Origin of the sequence: Planktotalea arctica (genome assembly GCF_002105285.1) — a bacterium.
GTDB classification, from domain to species: Bacteria; Pseudomonadota; Alphaproteobacteria; order Rhodobacterales; family Rhodobacteraceae; genus Planktotalea; species Planktotalea arctica.
The window spans coordinates 20,377-43,378 of record NZ_MUHR01000012.1 but is presented as its reverse complement, the minus strand read 5'-3'; the positions used below and the strand labels follow the sequence as shown (position 1 = coordinate 43,378).

Here is a 23,002-nt window from a genome sequence, read left to right as displayed (position 1 = left end):
CATGAAACGATCCCGCGTCAACGACATCATGCGCAGCGCAGACGAAATGATCCGCGCCTTTGGCTTCACGCTGCCGCCCTTTGCCTATTGGACGCCGGAGCAGTTTAAGGCGCGAGTGGCGGGTGCTCAACACATTATCACAACGCGCTGTGGCTGGGATATCACCGATTACGGCGAGGGACGTTTTGACGAATTGGGCCTGTTCCTGTTCACCCTGCGCAATGGCCACCTCAGCGATCTGAAGCGCGGCGGCGGCATGTGCTATGCGGAAAAACTGCTGATCTCGCGGCAAGATCAACTCAGCCCCATGCACACCCATGTGCTCAAGGCCGAAGATATCATCAATCGCGGCGGCGCGACGTTGATCGTAGAGTTGTTCGGCTCGGATGATGCAGGCGGTTTCGCACAAGATCGCGGCGGCGTGGTTTGGTGTGACGGGATCGAGCGCCGCTTCGAAGCAGGTGAAAAGCTGCGCCTGGCACCGGGGCAAAGCGTGACGCTCAGACCCGGCGATTGGCACGCCTTCTGGGGCGAGGGCGGCGATGTCCTGATAGGTGAAGTGTCCAGCGTCAATGACGACGAAAGCGATAACATCTTTCGCGAACCGATTGGACGCTTCGCGGCGATAGAAGAGGACGAAGCGCCACTGCACTTGCTGGCGAGCGATTATCCGGCATGGCTGGCGTGACACGCGCGAGCGGCACACCTATGCGCCGCCCACCGCAAGAATTGCGCCGCTTCGAGATATACGTCGGAAAAGGCTTTAGCGAATACGAGGTTGCAGCCATCGCACGCACATTGAAAGAGGCCAACGCGGTTCTAGCGCAAACGCTTTTTTCATGGCGCTACATTTCGCACACGCCCGGCCTTTTAAGCGGCGAATGCGGTATGATCCTGCGTGCGGAACCGGCGCTGGACAATCATGATCTGTCCGATGCGATGCTGGTCGTTGGGGGCAAGAGCGGCACTTCGGCAAGCTGGCTGGCGCGCCTGCGCCAGATGCAGCGTATCGGCCGCCCTGTCGCACTGCTCTCGGATGCGGCGACGGCCTATATCCGCAACACCAAGGCGCATGACGGCCCCGTCACAACCCATTGGCGCGATGCACTTGCCTTGGCCGAGGACCCGCTTCACGCAAATCTGAGCAACCGGCTTTCGGAAATCAATCGCGGCATTGTCACCGCAGGCGGCAGCGGCGCTACGGAAGAGCTGGTGATCGGCATGATCGCAGACGATCTCGGGCCGAACAATGTGACCGAGCTGGGCAACCGCCTCTTGCTCGCGCTTGTGCGAAAAAGTCATGCAGAGCAGCCCTTTGATCTGACGCATAATCCGGCGCTGCACGATTCAAGGGTGCGCGCCGCGATCACAGAAATGCAAGATACATTGGATGCACCCCTGCAAATCGCAGAACTCGCGCGTGAGATCGGGCTTTCGACGCGGCACTTGGAACGCGTGTTCAAAGAAGTTTTTAACGAAACTCCCGCAAAATTCTATAAGCGCCTGCGCACAAATCGCGCCCGCGCGATGATCGAAGAAACCCAGATGCCCATAGTGGAGATCGCAATTGCAAATGGCTTTGGCACATCCGGTTCACTCTCTGAAGCGATCAAACGCGAATACGGTATGACCGCGACACGCCTACGGGCGCGAGGCCAGGGGCAAGTCCTGTCCTATAAGCCCTAACCCCGTTCGATCATCAAGCGTGCGGACAGGCCAGAGGATGTGTCCTCAAAGGTCAATGACCCGCCATGAAGTTTGGCGATCGTTGCCACGATTGTCAGACCCAGACCATAGCCCTCGATCGTGGCTGTGTTGTTGCCGCGCCGAAAGGGCGCCATCAGCGCGGCAATGTCCTCGGCCGAGCTGTCGGAGCCTTCGTCTTCGACGATAATCGTTGCGGTATCTGCGTTGGTTTGCAGCGAGACCGTCGCGCGCCGTCCATATTTCAAAGCGTTGTCGATCAGGTTCGTCATCGCCCGTTCAAGCGATATGGGGCGCCCGATAATGGTGATCACGCGTTCCTGCGTGACAACGGTTTGACCTTGGCGCGACATGAAAACCGAGCGCCCGCCTTGCACGATCACATCCTCAGGTTGGCGATAGCTGACGGCGCGGCCCATATCCTCGTAGTTGGCCACAACCGCCTCGATCAGCGCATTTAACGAAAGCCGTCGCGGGTCCTCTGCGTTCATTTCAGCACGCGTATAGGTCAGCACGCTCTCGATCATCCCTGTCATGCTGTCGATATCCGCTTCAAGCTTGCGGCGCAGGTCCTGATCCTCGATCAGGGCTGTGCGCAAACGCAGGCGCGTGGCCGGTGTGCCAAGGTCATGGCTGACACCGGAGAGCACGGCAGCGCGCCCTTCGAGCTGGGCACGCTCGGCCATGAGGTGTTCGTTCACGGCTGCGACGATATCCTGTAGCTCTTGGGGTCCTTGGATATCATAACGCGCAGGACCGCCGATCCGGCGCCGTTTGCGCAGTTGATCGGCGAAGGTGGTAAAGTCCGACGACAGGTTCAGCGACACGGTTATCGACACCGCAAAAGCGAGCACGACTAGCAGTGCCGCAAGAAGACGGCGGTCCGCAGGGGCCATATCGCAGCCCCAGATCGGCGCGCCGTAGACCTGCACCCATGGGTTTTGCCCGACTTTGGCGATGACCATCGGATCGCTACAGAGCGAGCTTAGCAGGCGAAAGACTTCGCCTGTGGTTTCCGCCGCACTTTGCTTTTCACTCAGCGAAAGGTCCGCAATCCGGTAAAGTAGATCAGGCGATATAATGGCCAAAGTCAAAGCGGCTTCGGCGCGCCCCCTATCGACATCCGCCGTGATCGGTACAAGCGTGATGCGCGCGGCTCTGGGCGCGTTGCTCAGTTGTTGAAATTCGCCCGCACTCGCCGCAGCGCGATCATCCGGTGACAGCGGCACTGTGCGCAGCTCGTCTGAAAATGCGTTGCCGCGTTGCAAAGCATAGTAAAACGTCAGACCGGCGGTATAGGCCTTGCTTTGATGATCGCGCCAAGCCGAGTTGGACTGCATCCACAGGAAAACGCTGAGCGCACCGCTACAAAATGCGAAGAGTATCAAAGCGAGAGTGAGCGTGCGCAGGCTGTGCAAGTGGCGCATCAGATATCATCGACATGCACGTCGGCCGCGAATACATATCCTACCCCGCGCTCGGTTTTCAGGATTTGAGGCTCTTTGGGGTGGGTTTCGATCTTGGAGCGCAAACGCCCGACCAACACGTCAACAGCGCGCCCGACGGCATCCCCGCCCTGCGCCGCGACGCCTGTGGCATCCAGAGAAGCGGCTATTTCTTCGCGTGTCAGCGGAATATGTGGATTGGCCAGAAAAGTTTGCAGCAGGGCCGTTTCGCGCCTTGAGAGCGTCACCTGAACCTGCGCTGGGGACATGACTTCGTCGCGTTTGGCGTCATAGCTCCAGCCCTCAAAGCGAAATGTTTGCGTCTTGCGCCGATGCACCAGCGAAGACGAGCGGCGCGCGCGTGACAGCACCGCCTTGATCCTCGCAAGAAGCAGGTCGGGATTGAACGGCTTGGCGATATAGTCATCCGCGCCAACCTCATAGCCGGTCATCCGCTGGTGGTCCGCAGAGAGCGCCGAAACCATAATGATCGGCACATCATGCGCGTTGCGCAAACGACGGCATATGTCGAGACCGTTCTCATCGCCGAGCATCACATCGAGCAAGATCAAGTCAACGCGCCCGCCGCCAAGCTGTTTGCGCACCTCCGCTTCACTAGACGCAGGCAACGCAGCAGCCCCGTTGCGGCGCAAGAACTGCGTCATCATCTCGCGCACGTCCGGATCGTCATCCACGACCAGTATTCTTGGAATCGCCACCAAAGAATCTCCCCGATTTTCGCATCACGGCAACGCGAAGCCACGCGTGTCCGCGCCAAGTTATGTAACAACATGCAACAAAATCGAGTGCATTGTAACAACGTGTAACGGGCAGTCCAGATTTCTGCATGCAGCGCGCGAATACCGGCCTTGAGCGGATTGCATAGTGAGCGTGCACGCAGCAAGCATTTGCCCATCCTACCGCGCTTGCGGTGTATTCTGGGAGGAATCAAAATGAAATCTTATGTAACAGGTGCCGTCTCTGCGCTGGCAATCGCCGCCTCATCCGCTGCGATCGCAGGCCCCGAAGCAGAGGTTCTGCACTACTGGACATCCGGCGGCGAAGCCAAATCCGTCGCGGTTCTGCAAAAGGAATTTGCGGACAACGGCGGCACATGGACGGATATGCCCGTCGCAGGCGGCGGCGGCGATGCGGCTATGACCGCGCTGCGTGCACGCGTCTTGTCCGGCAACGCACCGACAGCGGTTCAGCTGAAAGGCCCCGCCATTCAGGAGTGGTATGAAGAGGGCGTTCTGGCCGATATTTCTGCGGTAGCTGAAGCCAATGGTTGGGCAGACGTACTGCCAGCGTCCATTGCCGGCCACATGAAGTGCGAGGGCACATGGTGCGCAGCGCCTGTGAACGTACACCGCGTTGACTGGATCTGGGCGAATGCCGAAGTTCTGAAAGCCAACGATATCGCGATGCCGACGACGTGGGACGAATTCAACGCAGCCGCGAGCACGCTGCAAGCGGCGGGCATCATTCCGCTCGCGCATGGCGGGCAATCCTGGCAGGATGCAACAGTCTTCGAGGCGGTCGCACTTGGCATTCTTGGCGCGGACGGTTTTCGCAAAGCCTTTGTCGATCTGGACAAGGACACGCTCACGTCTGATGGCATGATTGCTGTTTTCGATCAAATGCGCACGATGCGCGGTTTCGTCGATCCCAACTTCTCCGGTCGCGACTGGAATCTCGCGACAGCAATGGTGATGAACGGCGAAGCAGCGTTTCAGATCATGGGCGATTGGGCCAAAGGCGAGTTCATGGCCGCGGGCAAAGTGCCGGGCGAGGACTTCCTGTGCATGTCCACACCGGGCGAGGGTTTTCTCTATAACGTCGACAGCTTTGCAATGTTCGCAGTAGACGGCGACGAGAAAAAGCAAGGCCAAGACCTTTTGGCGAAACTTGTCGTAGGCAAGAACTTTCAAGAAGTGTTCAACCTCAACAAAGGCTCTATTCCGGCGCGTACAGACGTAGCGCTCGATAAGTTCGACAGCTGCGCAATCCTGTCCTCCGAGGATATGGCGGCCAGTTCTGCAGGCGGCTCCTTACTGCCAAGCTATGCGCACGGCATGGCACTACGCGGCGCACAAGCGGGCGCGATCACAGATGTTGTGACCGCGCATTTCAACTCTGACATGTCCTCTGCGGACGCGGTGCAGCAGTTGGCAACGGCTGTCGCCAACAGCATGTAAATGCCCCCCTTCGCCCCTGCGTTTCGTGGGGGCGAAATCTCCTTGTTAAGGATAAATCCCATGATCAAATGGCTTGAAGACAACACGCCAAAGATGGTTCTGGCCCCCTCGTTCATCGCAGTCCTGATTTTCGTCTACGGCTTCATCGCCTGGACGGCTTGGGTGTCGCTGACACGATCGCGCCTGTTGCCAAAATACGAGATCGAGGGCTTCATCCAATATGATCGCCTGTTTGCCTCTCCGCGCTGGGACACGGCATTCACCAACCTTTTTATCTTCGGTATCCTGTTTATCGTGATCGCGATGATTCTCGGCCTTTTGCTTGCGATCTTGCTGGATCAGAACATTCGCACCGAGGGCGCGTTGCGCACCATTTACCTCTATCCCATGGCCCTTTCGATGATCGTTACCGGCACCGCGTGGAAGTGGATCTTGAACCCCGGCCTTGGTCTTGAAGCAACAGTGCGCGGTTGGGGCTATGAGAATTTCACCTTCGATTGGCTGGTGAACCCCGACATGGCGATTTACACAATCGTCATTGCCGCGATCTGGCAAAGCAGCGGTTTTGTCATGGCGCTTTTCCTTGCCGGTCTGCGATCGGTGGATGGGGAAATTATCAAAGCGGCGCAGGTCGATGGTATCCCGACGTGGCGCGTTTACACTGCGATCATCATCCCCTCGATGGCACCGATCTTCCTTAGTGCATTTATCGTACTCTCGCACCTTGCCATCAAAAGCTTCGATCTGGTCATCGCCCTCACCGGCGGCGGCCCTGGCTATGCCACGGACCTGCCTGCAACCTACATGTACGCCATGGCGTTTTCACGCGGCGATATCGGGCAAGCGGCTAGTTCGGCAATGATCATGATGATGGTCGTCTTTACGATCGTGGTCCCCTACCTCTATTCAGAACTGAGGTCCAAAGATGGCTGATATTTCACCCTACACCGAAGCGCGACCCAGCCAGGCCGGCAAGATCGCCTTGCGCTGGGGCCTCTACCTGCTGCTTGGTCTTTTCGCGATATTTTACTTGATGCCGCTATTCGTGATGGTGATGACCTCGCTCAAGAGCCTTGATGAGATCCGCACGGGCGATCTCATTTCCTTGCCCCGCGAAGTGACCTTCGATGCCTGGCGCACCGCATGGTCCGGCGCGTGCACGGGCATCCAATGCGAGGGCATGCGCCCGTATTTCTGGAACTCGATGCTGATCGCCATCCCGGGCGTCGCGATCTCGACCCTTTTGGGGGCGATGAACGGCTATGTCATCTCGCAATGGAACTTTCGCGGTGCGAATATCATCTTCTCGCTCATGTTGTTTGGCTGCTTCATCCCGTTTCAGGTGGTGTTGCTGCCCATGGCGCGCATGCTTGGCATGATGGGTATTGCGGGGACAATTCCGGGATTGATCTTCGTTCATGTGATCTACGGCCTTGGCTTTACCACATTGTTCTTTCGCAACTATTACGTTTCGATCCCGTCCGAGCTTACCAAGGCGGCCAAAGTTGACGGCGCCGGGTTTTTTCGCATCTTCTGGTCGATCTTCCTGCCGCTCTCCATCCCGATCATCGTGGTGACGGTCATCTGGCAGTTCACCCAAATCTGGAACGATTTCCTCTTTGGGGTTTCCTTTAGCCAAGCAGGCACACAGCCCGTGACGGTTGCCCTGAATAACATCGTCAATTCGACCACAGGCGTCAAAGAATACAACGTGGATATGGCCGCGGCAATCATCGCCGCTCTGCCAACCCTGCTTGTCTATGTCGTTGCTGGCAAATATTTCGTCCGCGGCCTGACCGCCGGCTCCGTGAAAGGATAACCTGAAATGTCCCCCATCCTTGAAATTAACAATCTGTTCAAAAGCTACGGCTCTACGGAAATCCTCAAGGACATTAACGTGTCGATTGAAGAGGGCGATTTTCTGGTGCTTGTCGGCCCCTCCGGCTGCGGCAAGTCTACTTTGCTTAACTGCATCGCGGGTCTTGAGCCGATCAGCGGCGGTGCCCTGAGCATTGGCGGACGGGACATGACCACCGTCAGCCCCAAGGACCGCGATATTGCGATGGTGTTTCAATCCTACGCTTTGTATCCGACGATGACAGTGGCCAAGAACATCACCTTCGGCATGAAGGTACGCGGCGTGGATGCCGCAACGCAGGCGGAAAAGTTGGCCTATGTGGCGCAGCAGCTCCAGATTGAACCCTTGCTAAAGCGTAAACCCGGTCAATTGTCAGGCGGCCAGCGTCAGCGCGTTGCCATGGGCCGTGCCTTGGTGCGCGATCCAAAGCTGTTTTTGTTTGACGAGCCACTCTCAAACCTTGACGCCAAGCTACGCGTGGAGATGCGCACAGAGCTTAAAGCGCTGCACCAGCGCCTTGGCGCCTCGATGGTCTATGTGACCCACGATCAGATCGAAGCGATGACCCTTGCTACAAAGATCGTCGTGATGAAGGGTGGCGTGATCCAGCAAATCGGGACGCCCTCCGAGATTTACAACCGACCTGCGAACCTGTTCGTGGCGGATTTCATGGGCAGTCCGGCGATGAATCTGATCCCCGCCAAAACCCGTTCGAGCGATGCAGGAACGCACATCGAAATCGCACGTGAGAATGATGCCCCGATCGTTCTGAGCGACAGCAAGAACCGTGATCTGCCGCAGGACGTCATTTTGGGTGTCCGCCCCGAAGATATCGCGGACGCGGCCAAATTGGCAGGCGGCGAGGCACAGGGTGCAGAGTGTTTGATCGATATCGTCGAACCTGCCGGTGCCGATACATTTGCGGTGATGCAGCTTGGCGGCAAACATGTCACCGCGCGCCTGCACTCCGAAACCACAGCTGCCGCAGGCTTGCCCCAAAAACTGACCTTCGATCTTGGAAAGGCCTCGTATTTTTCCCCGGATACAGGCCTGAGATTGAACTAGGGGGTAAGACCTCTCTTTGATTTTGCTGGAAATGGTGCTAGCCCGCTATGCGAGCGCTAACATTTCGTGGCGCTTTACTCCTAGCAAAAGGACTTTCGCGCCATGATTTTGACCTGTGGTGAAGCCTTGATCGATATGGTCGCTGATGAAACGCACTCCGGGGCGCCCGCTTTCGTGCCCCACTGTGGCGGCGCCGTGATGAATACGGCTGTTGCTTTGGGCCGGCTCGGAGTACCCACAGGTTTCTTCGCAGGCCTGTCACGCGATCTTTTCGGCGCACAATTGAGAGCGCATCTGGACGCAAGCCACGTCAGCCACACCCTCTGCCCGTTCAGCGACGCGCCGACGACACTTGCCTTCGTACAGCTTGAGAACGGTCAGGCAAAATATGCGTTTTTTGATGAAAACACTGCGCTGCGCAGCCTTCGGCCAAGCGATATTCCAGCGCTCCCAACAAACATCGACGCATTGTTCTTCGGTGGCATCTCCTTGGCCTATGGCCCTTGCGCAGACACCTACGAGCAGATGATGCAGGCCGCAGCGCAATCTCATGTGACGATGCTCGATCCCAATATACGGCCCGGTTTCATTCGCGACGAAGCTGCATTTCGCGCACGCATGGCGCGCATGATCGCGCAGACGGATATTCTGAAACTCAGCGATGAAGATTTGGAGTGGCTCGAGGGCGAGGGCGACATTGCCGAGCTGGCGCAGGGGCTCTTGGCCAAAGGTCCAAGCCTTGTGTTGATCACCCAAGGCAGCAAAGGCGCGACAGGATATCACGCGAATTTTTCAGTCCATGTGCCGACTGTTCCCGTCGATCTCAGTAATTCCGACACGATCGGAGCGGGCGATACCTTTAACGCGGGGGTACTGGCCTCACTTCATGGTGCCCGATTGCTGACCAAGTCAGCGCTGACAGCACTGGCGCGGGACGCAGGTGAAACCGCGTTAGCCTTCGGCATGCAAACCGCGCGCATCACTGTGGCGCGCAAGGGCGCAAATCCACCTTGGGCGCACGAACTCGATTAACGCTTCAATAGAACATCCGCACAAGGCCAAGAGTGATCGACGGGAACGCCACCAAAAGCGTGATGCGAATGATATCCGAGAGCACGAAAGGCAGCGCCCCCTTGTAGGTTTCGGCGATGGATACTTTTTTAGACAGTGCATTGATGACGAAAAGGTTTAGCCCGACGGGCGGTGTGATCAGACCTATTTCCGCAGCCATCAGCACCAGTATCCCGAACCAGATACCGACTTCTGCAGGTGGAATGCCGAAATCAAGCTGGGTGACGATCGGCACGAAAATTGGCACAGTAAGAAAAATCATTGCAAGCGAGTCCATGACGGTGCCCAGAACCAGATAAAGCAGCAGCATCCCGATCAGGATGCTCCAGGGGCTAACCTGTGCCTCTAGGAAATAGGCCGCGAGGGTTTGCGGGACTTGCGCTGACGAAAGAAACGAATTGAACACGCCTGCTGCGAGGATAATGAAAAAGATCATCCCCGAGGTCTTCGCCGTCCCGAGTAGCGAATCGCGCAAAGCTGCAAGGCCCAGCGCACGATTGCAAAGCGCCACAATCGCCGTGCCCGCCACACCCACCGCAGCGGCAGCTGTTGGCGAAAACGCTCCTGTATAAATGCCGCCGATCACCAAGGCAAAGATCAGCACCACAGGCCAGACGGCCTTTAAACTGCGCAGGCGTTCACGATAGCCAAGGCGCACGCCCATGCCCGCGCTCTGCGGCGCGATGCGTGCATAAATCGAGATGGTGATCATATAGCCCAGCATCGCCAATAACCCGGGAATGAAGGCTGCGGTGAACAGCTTTTCGATATTTTCCTCGGCAAGGATCGCATAAACGACCAACACCACGGAGGGCGGTATCAAGATGCCAAGCGTGCCGCCAGCAGCCAAGGCCCCCGTCGCAAGCGCGCCGCTGTAGCCTGCGCGCTCCAACTCTGGCAGGGCCACACGCCCCATCGAGGACGCCGTTGCAAGCGACGAGCCGCAGACAGCTCCAAATCCCGCAGAAGCACCGATCGCTGCCAGCGCCAAACCGCCGCGCCGATGCCCCAGCCAGGCCTGTGCAGCTTTGAAGAGCGCCGCAGACATGCCCCCGCGTGCCGCAAATTCGCTCATCAGCAGGAAGAGCGGAATGATCGAAAGAGAATAGTTGCTGAACGTGCCATACGCGAATGTTTTCAACTGGCTGTCCATCATCCGCATATTGCCCGATAGCAGGTAAGTACCAAGCAAACCAACCCCGAACATCGCGGCCCCCAGCGGAATGCGAAGTCCGATCAGAAGCAGCACCAGAGGAAATCCGAGCATGCCGATTTGAAAAGGCGTAAGCAATTGAGAAAGCAATTCCTGCATCACTGCGCCCTTGCCGAGGTGGGCGCAGCAAGGGCGCGCGCACTGCGCAAAACGCAAAAACAGGCGACAGCAAAGAAAGCGATAACGCAAAGCTCGGCGATGATATAGGTTGGCCAGAGCGGCAATCCGAGGATTTGAGATTCCTGCGCATCTCGCAGCCGCGACGCGATCTGCTCCAGATCGCCTTGCAGCAAGATATCCACGAAAGGTTCGTTCGAGCCGCGTGCCTTTTTGAAGATCAAAAACCACTGCCGCGTCATGATCAAATAGGCAAGGATCGCAAGCGTCAGATCGCCCAGCAGATCGAGCAACTTGTTAAAACGCGCAGTGAACACAGGTTCGAACAGGTTAACCTTGATATGGCCACGCTGGATCATCACCCAAGGCAGCGCCGCAAAAAGCGCGAAGGCGACGCCGAGAGAAACCAACTCTTCTTCGCCCAGAATAGCGCGCAACCATGGCAGCGTCTCCACGACCCACTGCGCCCCAAACAGTGCCTCAAACAGGCGACCGGCGAGCTTGAAAAGAATGCTCACGCAGGTGAGCAAAACGGCGAAGATCAAACCAGCCCCACCAAGCAGAGCAAGCCCTGCTGAAAAACGTATCATCGCGCGTTCAAAGCGCATAAAAAGCGTCATGGAGGCAGGCCTCGCCCTAGCCTGCCCAGCCTTGGCTTGATGCGCGCGATACACGCTGCGGGCAGGAAATTTGTGCTACTTGTTCGCGTCGATCAACGCTTTGGCCTTAGCAATCGCGGCAGCGCCATCGAACCCTTCGTCGCTCGCTCGCGCGATCCAGCGATCATAGACCGGCTGCGCCGCTTCAACCCAGCGCTCTACCTCGCTTTGATCCAGCGTGATGATCTCATTCGAAGCGGCAAGGCTACGCCCGACTGCATCCCCTTGCGCTTGAATTCTGGCGGTCTCACCAGAGAAAGCCTTGCCGGTTTCAGCGTCAAGGATGGCGCGCAAATCATCGGGCATATCTTCATAGGCATCCCAGTTCATAGCCAGTACGAACATCGCTGTATAAAGCGCGCGCGTGCCGCCAATTTCGGTGTGATGTCCTACCAGTTCGGACAGGCGGATCGACGGCGTGACTTCCCAAGGAACAACAGCGCCGCTGATCACCCCTTTGGAGATGTTTTCGGGAATTTTTGGCAAAGGCATGCCCACAGGGGTCGCGCCCAGTTCGCCCAACAGATCAGTTACCAGGCGTGTTGGACCGCGCATTTCCTTTCCCGCAAGATCCTCGAGTGTGGCAATCGGCTCTTTGGAGTGGATAACACCCGGGCCGTGTACCCAGGCTGCCAGTATTTTTGTTTCTTCGAATTCGCCGTCCTGAAGCTCGCTCGTCACCAGATCATAGAATGCTTTGGAGGTTGCGACAGAATCTTCCATCATGAATGGCAATTCAAACACTTCCGCACGGTTGAAGCGACCGGATGTGTAACCGGGAAGCGTCAATACCGCCTCGACGGCTCCGTCAACGGCTTGGTCATACAAATCACCGGGGCGCCCGCCAAGCGACATGCTGTCGTAGAGTTCGATCTTGATGCGTCCATCGCTTGCGGCTCCAACGCGCTCGGCGAAGGGTATCAGAACCTGAGCATGCAACGTCGCTTTTTGCGACATGAAATGATGCACGCGAATGGTGACGTCCTGCGCATGCGCCCCAGCGCCCACGCCCAAAAGCATCAATGCGCCAAGTGTTGAATTGAAAAAACGGTTCATGTCAGACTCCCCTAAGTCGCTTGCAGACAAAAACCCAACCGCCGCGCCGCAGCAAGCGCAAATCAGACATAATTACAGCGAAAATCGCCAAAACTACCCCTTTACGCGGCGGTATTGCGGATCATAGAGGTTGGCATCAATGACTTCGGCATGAACCATTTGCCCCAAGGCGTCGATCAGAACGCGCGTCCCAATCGGTGCATAGGCGGGATCAACGAAAGCATAGGCAAGGTTCAGCCCCGTGCGATAGCCCCATCCGCCAGAGCAAACAGTGCCGACAACGCGCTCGCCGTCCATCAGCGATGCGCCGCCGTATGTTGGTGCGGATGTGCTGTCCACACTCAACGTCACAAGGCGCTTTTGCAGCCCTGCGGCGCGGCGCTTCTCAAGGGCCGCTTTGCCGATGAAGTCAGGCTTGTCGAGGTTAACGAAACGATCCAAACCTGTCTCGAATGGATCAAACTCTGTCAGGATATCGGCCTTCCAATGCAGGTAGCCTTTTTCAAGTCGCATCGATTCGACGGCCAAAGCCCCAAAGAGCTTCATGCCATGCACGCCCCCCGCCTGGCGCAGCGCGAGGTAGGCGGAATAGAGCGAAGCATTCGGCACGTGAATTTCATAGGCCAATTCCCCCGAAAAACTGACAGCCATAACCGTCGCAGGTGCGATGCCAATGAAACATTCACGTACAGACAACCATGGGAATGCCGCCTTGGACCAATCCGCGCGCGAGACCGCTTGCAGCACCTCACGCGCTTTTGGTCCGGCAATCACTAAAATCGTTTGATCATTGGTGAGCGAACGGATGTGCACGTCTTCATCGCTCCGCAGATGCGTTTGTAGCCAGTCCATATCATGCAATTCGGACGCCGCCGCAGAGCCATACCAGATGCGCGCAGGGCCGCGATCCGAGGCTGGGATATTGGCAATCGTCGCTTCGCTTTTCAGCATGCCGTGCTCATTGAGCAGATAAGCAAGGCCGACGCGCCCGTCTTTGCGCGGCAGGCGTCCACAGATCATACGATCGAGGAAATCCTGCGCATCGCTACCCGTGATTTCGAAGCGGTTGAAACCGTTCACTTCGGTCAGGCCAACCGCGTTTTGCACGGCGGCGACTTCGGCGCCAACAATGTCAAAACTCTCATCAAATCCGAACCCATGGGTGACGTGGAAATCAGCGTTTGGCTTGAAAAACTCAGCACGCTCCCATCCGTTCACCACTGTAAACTCTGCATTTTCAGCCGCCAGAACAGGGGTCAAAGGCGTGGTTTTGGCCATGCGGCCTGCCGGGCGATGCTCGTTCGGGAAATGGAAGCGGAATTCGTTCTGGTAATCCTCGATCGCTTTCAGCGCGGTCAATTCCACATTCGTATGTCCTGCAAAACGGCGCGGATCGATGCACCAAGTGTCATAGCATGCCTCGCCGTGCACGATCTGCTGCGCAAGCAGCCAACCATGCCCGCCGCCCTCGCCCAGCCCCGCGCGCAGGCCAATGATGCAAAACGCATTGCGCTTGTTCGGGATCGGGCCAACCAAGGGTGCGCCGTCGATTGTGTAGGTGATCGGGCCATTCACGATAGTTTTGATGCCCACCTCTGTCAGTGCGGGCATACGGGCAAAGGCGCCCTCCAGCACATCCATAACGCGGTCCAGATCATCAGGACAAAGCGCGTTGACGAAGTTGGGATCGACCCCGTCCATGCCCCAAGTTTTGCAATCCTGCTCGTAGAAACCGACGAGCAAACCACCCTTTTCCTGACGCGAATAGTAATCGGAAATCGGGCAGCGCAGCAGCGGAATGCGGTGACCTGCCTCTGCAATCGCGGGGATGTCCTCGGTGATGAAATACTGATGCTCCATCGACATGACGGGGTGATGCACGCCCATCATCGCGCCAACCTCGTTTACGCGGTATCCGCCAGCGTTCACCACGATATCGCAAGCGATGTCACCCTTATCCGTGTGGACTGTCCAGCTATCATCCTTATGCTGCGTCAGCGAAGTAACAGCCGTGTTGCGATACACCTCCGCACCTGCCTTGCGTGCGCGATACGACAGTGCGCCGCAGAGCTGCGCAGGGTCGATGTGACCGTCCTCAGCGTCCCAAAGACCACCCAAAAGATTGTCGGTCGAAATGAGCGGATGGCGGCGCGCGCACTCGGCAGCATCGAGCACTTCGTACTCAACGCCCATTCCCCGCGCCATGGACGTGAAGTGACGATAGCCGTCCATTTGCGCCTCTGTGTTGGCAAGGCGGATGCCGCCGTCGCCATGGTTGTAACCAACGGGATATTCCGGATCGTCACGCAATTCTTTATAAAGGTTGATGGAATGGGTCTTGAGGCCCACCATCGTCTGGTTCATCCCGAAGTTCGTCACCTGCGCGGCAGAGTGCCAAGTGGTGCCGGAGGTCAACTCGCCCCTCTCTACCAGAACCACATCGCTCCACCCCTCTTGGGTCAGGTGATACAGAGTTGAGCAGCCGGCAATGCCGCCACCAATGACAACAACGCGCGTTTGGGATTTCATAGTATGTCCTCCAGACCTATAGCTGCACTCCAGCAGAACAATCGCGCTTAGGCAATCGGCTCAAGCATCAAGAAATCATAGATTTAGCTTTTCTGAATGACGTGTAACTGATCCCCAAGGAAGCCAAACCGTTCGCTTGCCTCAGGCAGCACACGCTCCGCGAGGCAGGTGCGCAGATCGCTAGCTATGATCGCCGGCAACTCGCCGAGCGCCCCTGCCCTCGCGTGAAGATCCAACTGGCGCGAAAAGCGCGGCGTGTGCAGCGGGCGCGCTGTCACCAGATCACGGGCGAGAGGTGTGCCGAGATAGGCGAGCGCGGTGGTGATCGCCCAGCCACCCAGTTCCGCCGTCATAGCAAAGAGCGCCTGATTGGTCGAAAACGCGAAACCGCGCGCAGGCACAGGCCCCGCACGGCGCAAATGCGCTTCGATCTGGCGGCCAATGGGTAAAGTTTGTTCATACCGGACCATGGGCGCTGTTTGCAGATCGGGCAACGCGTCTTTCGCAGTCACCAGAATGAAGGGATCATGCAAGATCGGGTGACGTTCGACCCAATCCACCTTGGCAACGGTATCAACCGAAAGCGTCATATCCACCGCGCGCGAGTTAAGCGCATCGTGGTTTTCGTGGCTCGCCCCCGTAGTGAGCGAGAGCGCAGCGTTGGGGAAGCGCGTATTCAATTTGAGCAGCCAAGGCGCAGTCACCGTCGCGTCCAACTCCTCGATAGAGGCGATACGCAGGGCAAGCGGCGGTGCCTGATCGGCGAGCGCCAAGTGCACCTTTGCCGCGCCCACATCGTCCAGAATTGCTTTGGCCGGATCAAGGAACAATCGGCCAGCACGGGTCAGGCGAAACTGGCGCGCAGAGCGCTCGATCAGCTTTGCGCCCAAGGCCGCTTCGAGAGATGCGAGTTGTTGCGACACGGAAGACGGGCTGGTGCCCAGCATATGGGCGGCGCGGGTCACCGATTGCGCCTCTACCGCTGCCACAAAGTTTTGCAGGGCGCGAAAGGTAAAGGGGGGATCATTTTGCTGCATATCGAAATCTATCATTAAGTTATTCTGCAAGTCATCAGATTTCCTTGCCACAGACGCGCATGCAAGGGACGGTAGCCCATGAGTGACGCCCCCAAACGATCTGGCCGAAAGGCCCGCCTTGTGCAGCGCGCGGCTCCCCCTGCCGTCAATCCTGCCCCGCCCGGTCAGATCGGGGGTCTGTATCGCCCTTTGAGCGAGGCGGATTTGCAAAGCATCTATGCCACCGCGCTGCGATTGCTGGCAGAGCTTGGGATGGGCGAAGTGCCAAAGCGGCTTTGGGATGATCTGATCGCGGCTGGTGCGGTTGATCTGGGGAGTGGGCGCATTGGTCTGCCAAATGCACTGGTCGAGGATGTAATTGCACGCGCAGCGAAGGTGTTTACCTTGCATGGGCGCGACCCTGATCGATCTATCGAGGTGGGCGGCGACAAAGTCTACTTCGGCACCGGCGGCGCGGCGGTGAACACGCTTGATCTGGAAACAGAGCGCTATCGCCCTTCCACCTTGAAAGACCTGCATGATTTTACGCGACTTCAGGACACGCTTGATAACGTGGCGTGGTTCACCCGCTGCTGCATCGCGACTGACGTGCCCGATCCATATGACCTTGATGTGAACACCGCCTATGCGCTGATGAAGAACACCAGCAAGCCTGTTGCAACGGCGTTCACGTTCGCAGAACACGTTGACCCAATTGTGGAAATGTTTGACATCGTTGCGGGCGGCGCTGGTAAATTCGCGCGGCAACCCTTCCTCAAGACCCACATAAGCCCTGTAATTTCACCCATGCGCTTTGGCGAGGATGCGGTCGATGTGGTCTATAAGTGCATCGAGCATAACATCCCCATGTCCTGCATCACCGCCGCGCAAGCGGGGGCGACGGCCCCTGCGACGATGGCGGGGTTCCTCGCACAATCGCTCGCGGAAACGCTGGCGAGCCTTGTGATGGTCAACGTCATCTCGCCCGGATTTCCGATGGTATTTTCCAACTGGCCTTTGGTGATCGATCTACGCAGCGGCGCGTTTGCGGGGGGCGGCGGGGAGACAGTATTGCTCAATGCAGCCTCGGCGCAGCTGTCAAACTGGCTCGGCCTACCCTCTGGCGTGGCCTGCTCCATGACCGACGCCAAGGCGATTGACGCGCAATATGGCGTTGAAAAGGGGATGACATCGCTCGCTGCGGCTTTGGCGGGGGGCAATTTGATTTACGAGAGTTCAGGAATGACTGCCGCGCTTCTGGGGGTGAGTTTCGAGGCGTTTATTCTGGACGAAGACATGCACGCGATGACCTACCGCACGCTACGCGGGATCGAGGTGAGCGAAGAGAACCTCGGCTTTGAGGCGATCTGCGCGTCTGTGTTGGGGGACGGGCATTTCCTTGGATCGCCCCAAACGCACGCGGCGATGGAGCGGGATCATCACTACCCGAAGATGGCGGATCGCGAACAGCCACGGACCTGGGAAGAGGACGGTGCCAAGGATGCTTGGGCGCGCGCGAAAACGCGTGCACGCGAAGTGCTCGAAACGCATCACCCCGATTATCTGAGCGCAGATCAGGACGCCCGGATCAGGGCGAAGTTCAAAATCCTAAGCTAGCCATTTACCGGGGGCGAGCAGGTTCGGGTCTTGCGTGATTTCGATCAGGTTGATGCCGCCGCGCGCTCGGGCGCTCGCAAGGGCGGATTTGAAACCATCAATTTCATCGACACAAGCCGCATGTGCGCCGAAGGAGCGCGCGAAATCGCAGAAATCGGGGTTGATCATATCAGTGCCCGACACTCGCCCCGGAAATTCGCGTTCTTGATGCACGCGGATGGTGCCGTAGCGCGCGTTGTTCACGACGATCACCGTGAGGCGGAGATCATGGTGCGCGGCAGTGGCAAGTTCTTGGCAGGTCATCATAAAACAGCCATCCCCTGCAAAGGCATAGACCTCGCGCTCGGGCTTAGTGACCGCCGCACTAACGGCAGCAGGCAGGCCATATCCCATAGAGCCGGAGGTGGGGGCAAGCTGCGATCCTGCGCTACGATAGCGATAAAAACGGTGCAGCCAGCCTGCGTAATTGCCCGCACCATTGCACAGGATCGCATCGCTTGGCAGCACGTCATTGAGGTGGGCGAACATGGGAGCAAGCGGATCATCGGGAACCGCACTTGGGGAGATATAGGTCTCGAACTCGCCGCGCAAATCTGCGGTGCGCGCAATAAAGCGGTCCTGCGCAACAGGCTCCCAAGCGGCGACAGCGCAGCAGAAACTCTCCATATCGGAGGCGAGCGCGATCTCTGGCTCGTAGACGCGGCCAAGCTCTTCGGGTTGCGGGAACACATGCACCAAGGGGATATGCGCGACGGGAGGTTTCAGCCATTGATAGCCCTGCGTCGTCATCTCGCCAAGGCGCGGTCCAATGGCGATGAGCAGGTCTGAGCCGTCGAGCGCCTCTTTGAGATAAGGCGTGGGGCCGACACTGAAATGGCCCACGTAATTGGGATGATCGTTGTCGATAAGGCCCTGCGCGCGCATTGAAACGGTGACGGGGATGCCCTGCGTTTCGGCAAGTTTTGCTAGGGCGGCGATGCCCTTGTCAGTCCATCCCCCCCCGCCAATCATGATCAAGGGACGCTTTGCCTGCGCGAGGCGCTCGCGCAGCTGCTCCATCGTATCGGGGCTGGGTTGATAGCGCGGCGCGCTCCCCGCGCGCGGGGCGGCAGGCACGGTGATCTCGTCATAAAGCATATCCTCTGGCAGCACCAAAACCACGGGGCCGGGGCGTCCGGACAAAGCTGTGCGATAGGCGCGCGTGACGAACTCCTGAATGCGCGAAGGATCGTCGATCTCGCCAATCCATTTAGCGACCTGCCCGAACATGCGGCGGTAATCGAGTTCCTGAAACGCCTCGCGCTCCATCATGTCGCGCGCGACTTGGCCGATGAACATAATCATCGGCGTGCTGTCCTGATAAGCCACATGCAGGCCCGCGCTCGCGTTGGTGGCGCCCGGGCCGCGCGTGACCATGCAGATGCCGGGGCGCCCCGTCAGCTTGCCGTGCGCTTCTGCTGCCATGGCTGCCCCGCCCTCTTGGCGGCAGGTGATAAATCGGATTTCCTTGTCTCGACCGTGCAGCGCGTCGAGCACGGGCAAATAGCTTTCCCCCGGCACGCCAAACACATGGGTGCTGCCCTGCGCGATAAGAAGATCGACAATATGATCTGCAGCGCGGCGGGTGGTTTGTGCTGTGCTCATTTCCGGTCCAGACATGTTTTAAAGAGCCCGGCCCGGGCTTGTTACAATTTCATCAGTTCCAGTGAACATATCTTTGAAGCGAGGTAAATCCGGTAAATCAAGCGCCGCCAAGCCCCGCCACCAACACATCTACTGTGAATTGATCAGCCGTGGATCACACGAAGATCGCGCGGCAACTCTGACAGGATTTCAGGGCCGTCCCCGCGCAGGATTACAATATCCTCAAGGCGAATGCCAAAGCGCCCGGGCAGATAAATTCCCGGCTCGATGGAAAAGACCATTCCCTCTTCCAGCACCGTTTGCGAGGCGGCAGTGATATAGGGCGTTTCATGCACTTCGATGCCCATACCATGCCCCGTGCGGTGCACGAAATAGGCACCATAGCCCGCATCGCTGATCACCGCGCGCGCGGCATCATCGACAACATGCGCACGCACACCCGGGCGCGCAGCCTCCATCGCGGCCTGCACTGCACGCTCGACGATATCATGCACCTCGCGGTAGCCCTCAGGCGCATCGCCCATGACGGCCATGCGGGTCATATCGCTGGAATAGCCATTCATGGCGCCGCCAATATCCATAACCACCGCATCGCCCGGTTTGAGAACCGTTCCGCCCGTTTGATGATGCGGAAACGCGCCGTTGCCACCTGCGCCAACAATATAAAATAACGGCGTCGCGCCTTGTTCCTTGAAGGACGCACGCACGACATCGGCCACGTCGTTCTCTGTCATGCCGACTTTCATCGCAGCCCAAGCCGCGCGCATCGCAGTATCGGCGCTAAGCGCATTGCGCTTCAGGATCGCGTATTCATCGGCATCCTTGGACATGCGCAGCGCGCCCACTGTGGTCGCGGTAAACTGGCGCGCCGCATCCGGCAAGGCACCTTGCACGAGCGCTGCAAAATCCGCGCGCATGGTCTCGTCAAGCACGATGCTTTGCGCGCCAATGCCGCCAGAAACGCTCAAGAGTTCGGCGAACGCAGCATCCGGCCCCACATCATCGCCCCAGGAATGAAACGGCAAATCCGTGTGCTGGCGCGCGCTGTCCACTTCCAGTGCAGGCATCAAGAAACCCGCGTAGCTTTGTGTAATGCAAAGCAGCAATGGCCGCTCGTCCGCATGGGGGCGCAGTCCGGTAAGCCATGCCAAATGCGCGCCCGCACCAAGTGCGACTAAGTCAACGCTCTGCTCACGCATCACTGCGCGCAACCTTTCAATCCGTGTCATACGCCATATACCTCCGCTGCGCGTTTCACGCTCACATAATCATTCCTGATCTCCAATTGCACTGCTTCAGATACGCATTTTTTTGATCTGCGTAATCGGCTCTGCTCGAGGTGATAACGCGGATCGCATTATCCTTTTTTGCACCAAGGCCCCGGTTCGTTGGTACAAAGCAAAGTACCAAGCCCACTTGAGCAGGATGACCAAGGCGAGCCGCGCAAAAGGCGAGGAAACTTTCCCCGCCTCCCAACGTCTTTGCACCAAACTTTCTTGAAGCGGCCTAGCGCTCGGCGGGGTGCGTGAAGGTTTCACTGACAATCCTGCGCTCGCTGGGGTGCGCGATCAGGTGGACGATCCCACCATTGGGGTGGCGCGCCCAGAGCTTATGGCTTTCAGCATCAAGCACATGAACTTGACTATAGCCTGCTGCAATCAGTTTTGCGTTCAATTCGTCGTAATACCGGCTTGGCATTTCGCCGCTGTAAACTTGCGCTGCAACACTCGGGGCCTGCGCCGCAAATGCGGTAGTGCCTGCAAGAATTGCGCAAAGGGTAAGGGTGGCTTGAAAATGTGTCATTGGACTACCTTCGTGTTTGAAAAATATTGATAAAATGGAACGTGTTCTGGTGGACGGGCGAGGCTTGGTCACCAAAGTTGCTGCATGGTGCAGGTTTGGGCATGACCGAATTTGCAGCGCAGCAGACCCATGTCCAGCTTCTGCTCGACCGACAGATTGCGCAAATGGCGAGCATGGCGAAGTTTATCTTCAAACCGAGCGCAGCGGCGTAGCACGCGCTGCCAAAGCGGGGTGCGACCGCTATTCGTGCGCGGCAATTGTGCGATCGGGGCGATGATTTGAACGTGGTGCTGCATGATTTTGCTCCTGCGGGATTGGATGCGAATTCGTTTCGCTCTTCATGTCCTCACATTCGCAAGCCTGCGTAAGCTGAGCATAAGATTTCAGGCCAGAACCCGAGGGGAAAGCGTCAATAAAACGTCAAATGCGAATTTGACGGATCGCGCACCTGCTCCATCAAAGTTTTGCGCAAAAAAAGAGGCGACCACAAAAGTGGCCGCCAAGTTATCCCAGAAGAGGTAAGGCCTACGGGAACGAATGTCCGAATTTTCGTCAGGGCTCATAGCGCGCATGTACGCGCACGATGTCATCTGTCGAAAGGTGCCGGATTACGGGGTCCAATGGCTCGATACGAAACGTCCATAGACCAAGAGAAAGTGAAAGTGCCGCGCCCGTCAGGCCGACACTCGGGGCTTGGCGCAATTGATGGTCACCGACGCCCAATGCGTCCATCAGGCGGTGCAGCTTGATCCGCACCAACTCATAAGTGTCCGCGCCGTGCGCCTTAAAGCCAAGACTATCGATCTGCGCGCGGATCGCTGCCTCGTCGATCTTAGGGGCCTGCCCATCAGGCAGGCGCATTTCGGGCGCAGGGCCGCTGCTCGGTTCCGGGCAACGCATAATGGCGCGCGCTGTAAAACGGACTTGCTGGATCGGATCTTCGACGATGGCCGGTATAATGTCACTGTGGCCTTTGCTGCGAAGTTCGCTCAGATAAGCCCCATTCGCATCGGTAAAATACGCATTGCCCAAGAACATTCTGAGCGCAAACTCCGTTTTCCAACCAAGGCCAAGCCCGCTATAGTGCGGTCCACCGAGCCAATCCTGCCCCATATAAATACAATTTTCACCGCGCCAGCCGCCGCCGGGTGCACGGTTCGGGTAGTCATCCTTGTTCTGGAAATATAGATAGTCGCCAGGCACCGCGATGATTGATCCACGTGCATACTCTTGCGGCACGTCATGCACATCGCTCAGAAAACGGCGCGCCAAGGTCTGGACCTTTGATTTCGCCTTGATTCCGTCCATGCTCCAGGCACCGATAAAAGCGGGGCCATAACAGTCCGCCAAAGCATCCAGTTTTTCAGCTCCATTGCCGTTCAGGCAACCCAGCAATACCGCCAGTTCCAACGCACCAGCGCATTCGCCGCGAAACGGAGTAATGTCTTGCAACGCTTTAGAAAGCGCGACGCCGGTTTTTTGCATGAACGTGAAGCCCGACCATGACCTCGTGTCGGGAACGTGATCCCATGACGCGCTCAGCGCATTGAACGGTGCCTGCTGCGTCAGCACACCTTTGCCGCTTTGCGCGCCGGGGGTAAACAAAACTTCCAGATTGCGCAGATAGCCAAGCGTGGGCGGCACGCCGACCGTAGCTTCGACATAATCAGCGTCGATTTCTCCGGCGCAGATCGCGCGCATCGCATTTATCACGCCTTTGCGCAGCGCAATATTGTCAAACAATGCGCCGGGGTCGTCAAATTCATGGAGCGCGGTGTCCACAACCATCGCGGTCGCGATTTCGACGTCGATATCTCCGACCAGCCCCAGAACGCACGAAATATCATCGGACGCGAAGGCTTCGCGGCTTTGCAGTTCGGGGGCGACGAGCGCATACTTCAAGACGGATTGAAAATTGCCAAGAGTGTTTTCAATGCGCTCGCCGCCGATCCACAATCCGTGCTTGTCACTCAATGTCTTGTTTCCAATGTATTTTTCAATATCGCT

20 protein-coding genes are annotated in these 23,002 nt (G+C 57.8%); 8 read left to right on the top strand and 12 right to left on the bottom strand.

The genetic code is table 11. From position 1 onward, the window contains the following. The first annotated feature begins 1 nt into the window (after position 1). Positions 2-688 carry a D-lyxose/D-mannose family sugar isomerase gene (locus B9P63_RS12620; protein WP_085309351.1) on the top strand — a complete coding sequence of 229 codons (687 nt, stop codon included), beginning with the start codon at positions 2-4 and terminating at the stop codon, positions 686-688. Further along, positions 676-1,686: a GlxA family transcriptional regulator gene (locus B9P63_RS12615; RefSeq protein WP_245830666.1), complete on the top strand. Its 1,011-nt coding sequence runs from the start codon at positions 676-678 to the stop codon at positions 1,684-1,686. Before B9P63_RS12620 ends, B9P63_RS12615 begins: the two co-directional genes overlap by 13 nt. Here the strand turns inward: B9P63_RS12615 and B9P63_RS12610 are convergent. Both B9P63_RS12610 and B9P63_RS12605 read right to left on the bottom strand, forming a co-directional pair. Beyond that, positions 1,683-3,131, bottom strand: a complete 1,449-nt coding sequence (locus tag B9P63_RS12610; protein ID WP_085309349.1) for a sensor histidine kinase — start codon at positions 3,129-3,131, stop codon at positions 1,683-1,685. The genes B9P63_RS12615 and B9P63_RS12610 overlap by 4 nt on opposite strands. Continuing rightward, the gene (locus tag B9P63_RS12605; protein WP_085309347.1) at positions 3,131-3,868 is read right to left on the bottom strand and encodes a response regulator transcription factor; all 738 of its coding nucleotides are present in this window, start codon (positions 3,866-3,868) and stop codon (positions 3,131-3,133) included. Before B9P63_RS12605 ends, B9P63_RS12610 begins: the two co-directional genes overlap by 1 nt. Positions 3,869-4,102: 234 nt before the next feature. Between B9P63_RS12605 and B9P63_RS12600 the strand changes: the two genes are divergently transcribed. The 5 genes from B9P63_RS12600 to B9P63_RS12580 all read left to right on the top strand — a co-directional run bounded on the left by B9P63_RS12600 (position 4,103) and on the right by B9P63_RS12580 (position 9,302). Continuing rightward, positions 4,103-5,347 (top strand): ABC transporter substrate-binding protein, encoded by a 1,245-nt coding sequence (locus B9P63_RS12600; protein WP_085309345.1) that lies wholly within the window; start codon positions 4,103-4,105, stop codon positions 5,345-5,347. 60 nt (positions 5,348-5,407) lie between these two features. Further along, positions 5,408-6,280, top strand: coding sequence for a carbohydrate ABC transporter permease (locus tag B9P63_RS12595; RefSeq protein WP_085309343.1), 873 nt, complete (start codon positions 5,408-5,410; stop codon positions 6,278-6,280). After that, entirely contained in the window at positions 6,273-7,166 is an 894-nt protein-coding gene (locus B9P63_RS12590) for a carbohydrate ABC transporter permease (RefSeq protein WP_085309341.1), read from the top strand. Before B9P63_RS12595 ends, B9P63_RS12590 begins: the two co-directional genes overlap by 8 nt. A gap of 6 nt (positions 7,167-7,172) precedes the next feature. Continuing rightward, positions 7,173-8,270 (top strand): ABC transporter ATP-binding protein, encoded by a 1,098-nt coding sequence (locus tag B9P63_RS12585; RefSeq protein WP_085309339.1) that lies wholly within the window; start codon positions 7,173-7,175, stop codon positions 8,268-8,270. A 102-nt stretch (positions 8,271-8,372) separates the two neighbouring features. Continuing rightward, positions 8,373-9,302, top strand: coding sequence for a carbohydrate kinase family protein (locus B9P63_RS12580; RefSeq protein ID WP_085309337.1), 930 nt, complete (start codon positions 8,373-8,375; stop codon positions 9,300-9,302). A gap of 4 nt (positions 9,303-9,306) precedes the next feature. Here B9P63_RS12580 and B9P63_RS12575 read toward each other — a convergent pair whose 3' ends face one another. The 5 genes from B9P63_RS12575 to B9P63_RS12555 all read right to left on the bottom strand — a co-directional run bounded on the left by B9P63_RS12575 (position 9,307) and on the right by B9P63_RS12555 (position 15,967). Continuing rightward, positions 9,307-10,653, bottom strand: coding sequence for a TRAP transporter large permease (locus tag B9P63_RS12575; protein ID WP_085309335.1), 1,347 nt, complete (start codon positions 10,651-10,653; stop codon positions 9,307-9,309). Next, positions 10,653-11,291 carry a TRAP transporter small permease subunit gene (locus B9P63_RS12570; protein ID WP_085309333.1) on the bottom strand — a complete coding sequence of 213 codons (639 nt, stop codon included), beginning with the start codon at positions 11,289-11,291 and terminating at the stop codon, positions 10,653-10,655. The genes B9P63_RS12575 and B9P63_RS12570 overlap by 1 nt, the downstream gene beginning before the upstream one ends. A 75-nt stretch (positions 11,292-11,366) precedes the next feature. After that, on the bottom strand, positions 11,367-12,386 hold the full coding sequence (locus B9P63_RS12565) for a TRAP transporter substrate-binding protein (protein WP_085309331.1): 1,020 nt from the start codon (positions 12,384-12,386) through the stop codon (positions 11,367-11,369). 93 nt (positions 12,387-12,479) lie between these two features. Next, complete coding sequence (locus tag B9P63_RS12560; RefSeq protein ID WP_085309329.1) at positions 12,480-14,915, bottom strand: GcvT family protein; 2,436 nt, start codon at positions 14,913-14,915, stop codon at positions 12,480-12,482. Between the two features lie 83 nt (positions 14,916-14,998). After that, on the bottom strand, positions 14,999-15,967 hold the full coding sequence (locus B9P63_RS12555) for a LysR family transcriptional regulator (RefSeq protein ID WP_085309327.1): 969 nt from the start codon (positions 15,965-15,967) through the stop codon (positions 14,999-15,001). Positions 15,968-16,030: 63 nt separating this feature from the next. On the opposite strand from B9P63_RS12555, the gene B9P63_RS12550 reads away from it, so the two are divergent. Then, entirely contained in the window at positions 16,031-17,548 is a 1,518-nt protein-coding gene (locus tag B9P63_RS12550) for a trimethylamine methyltransferase family protein (RefSeq protein ID WP_085309325.1), read from the top strand. Here the strand turns inward: B9P63_RS12550 and B9P63_RS12545 are convergent. The 5 genes from B9P63_RS12545 to B9P63_RS12520 all read right to left on the bottom strand — a co-directional run bounded on the left by B9P63_RS12545 (position 17,540) and on the right by B9P63_RS12520 (position 22,969). Further along, a complete protein-coding gene (locus B9P63_RS12545; protein WP_085309323.1) occupies positions 17,540-19,192 on the bottom strand; it encodes a thiamine pyrophosphate-dependent enzyme in 1,653 nt (550 codons plus the stop codon). The genes B9P63_RS12550 and B9P63_RS12545 overlap by 9 nt on opposite strands. A gap of 143 nt (positions 19,193-19,335) precedes the next feature. Continuing rightward, positions 19,336-20,421 carry a M24 family metallopeptidase gene (locus B9P63_RS12540; RefSeq protein ID WP_085309321.1) on the bottom strand — a complete coding sequence of 362 codons (1,086 nt, stop codon included), beginning with the start codon at positions 20,419-20,421 and terminating at the stop codon, positions 19,336-19,338. A 277-nt stretch (positions 20,422-20,698) separates the two neighbouring features. Beyond that, positions 20,699-20,995: a hypothetical protein gene (locus B9P63_RS12535; protein WP_085309319.1), complete on the bottom strand. Its 297-nt coding sequence runs from the start codon at positions 20,993-20,995 to the stop codon at positions 20,699-20,701. Between the two features lie 68 nt (positions 20,996-21,063). Next, positions 21,064-21,291, bottom strand: a complete 228-nt coding sequence (locus B9P63_RS12530) for a hypothetical protein (protein WP_085309317.1) — start codon at positions 21,289-21,291, stop codon at positions 21,064-21,066. Between the two features lie 256 nt (positions 21,292-21,547). After that, complete coding sequence (locus B9P63_RS12520) at positions 21,548-22,969, bottom strand: hypothetical protein (protein WP_139816259.1); 1,422 nt, start codon at positions 22,967-22,969, stop codon at positions 21,548-21,550. Positions 22,970-23,002: the final 33 nt, after the last annotated feature.

Excerpts from the sequence above, each read along its gene's own strand:
- B9P63_RS12620 (WP_085309351.1), top strand. The coding sequence starts at position 2 with ATGAAACGATCCCGCGTCAACGACATCATGCGCAGCGCAGACGAAATG.
- B9P63_RS12615 (WP_245830666.1), top strand. The coding sequence starts at position 676 with ATGGCTGGCGTGACACGCGCGAGCGGCACACCTATGCGCCGCCCACCG.
- B9P63_RS12610 (WP_085309349.1), bottom strand. The coding sequence starts at position 3,131 with ATGCGCCACTTGCACAGCCTGCGCACGCTCACTCTCGCTTTGATACTC.
- B9P63_RS12600 (WP_085309345.1), top strand. The coding sequence starts at position 4,103 with ATGAAATCTTATGTAACAGGTGCCGTCTCTGCGCTGGCAATCGCCGCC.
- B9P63_RS12595 (WP_085309343.1), top strand. The coding sequence starts at position 5,408 with ATGATCAAATGGCTTGAAGACAACACGCCAAAGATGGTTCTGGCCCCC.
- B9P63_RS12590 (WP_085309341.1), top strand. The coding sequence starts at position 6,273 with ATGGCTGATATTTCACCCTACACCGAAGCGCGACCCAGCCAGGCCGGC.
- B9P63_RS12585 (WP_085309339.1), top strand. The coding sequence starts at position 7,173 with ATGTCCCCCATCCTTGAAATTAACAATCTGTTCAAAAGCTACGGCTCT.
- B9P63_RS12580 (WP_085309337.1), top strand. The coding sequence starts at position 8,373 with ATGATTTTGACCTGTGGTGAAGCCTTGATCGATATGGTCGCTGATGAA.
- B9P63_RS12575 (WP_085309335.1), bottom strand. The coding sequence starts at position 10,653 with ATGCAGGAATTGCTTTCTCAATTGCTTACGCCTTTTCAAATCGGCATG.
- B9P63_RS12570 (WP_085309333.1), bottom strand. The coding sequence starts at position 11,291 with ATGACGCTTTTTATGCGCTTTGAACGCGCGATGATACGTTTTTCAGCA.
- B9P63_RS12565 (WP_085309331.1), bottom strand. The coding sequence starts at position 12,386 with ATGAACCGTTTTTTCAATTCAACACTTGGCGCATTGATGCTTTTGGGC.
- B9P63_RS12560 (WP_085309329.1), bottom strand. The coding sequence starts at position 14,915 with ATGAAATCCCAAACGCGCGTTGTTGTCATTGGTGGCGGCATTGCCGGC.
- B9P63_RS12555 (WP_085309327.1), bottom strand. The coding sequence starts at position 15,967 with ATGATAGATTTCGATATGCAGCAAAATGATCCCCCCTTTACCTTTCGC.
- B9P63_RS12550 (WP_085309325.1), top strand. The coding sequence starts at position 16,031 with ATGAGTGACGCCCCCAAACGATCTGGCCGAAAGGCCCGCCTTGTGCAG.
- B9P63_RS12545 (WP_085309323.1), bottom strand. The coding sequence starts at position 19,192 with ATGAGCACAGCACAAACCACCCGCCGCGCTGCAGATCATATTGTCGAT.
- B9P63_RS12540 (WP_085309321.1), bottom strand. The coding sequence starts at position 20,421 with ATGACACGGATTGAAAGGTTGCGCGCAGTGATGCGTGAGCAGAGCGTT.
- B9P63_RS12535 (WP_085309319.1), bottom strand. The coding sequence starts at position 20,995 with ATGACACATTTTCAAGCCACCCTTACCCTTTGCGCAATTCTTGCAGGC.
- B9P63_RS12530 (WP_085309317.1), bottom strand. The coding sequence starts at position 21,291 with ATGCAGCACCACGTTCAAATCATCGCCCCGATCGCACAATTGCCGCGC.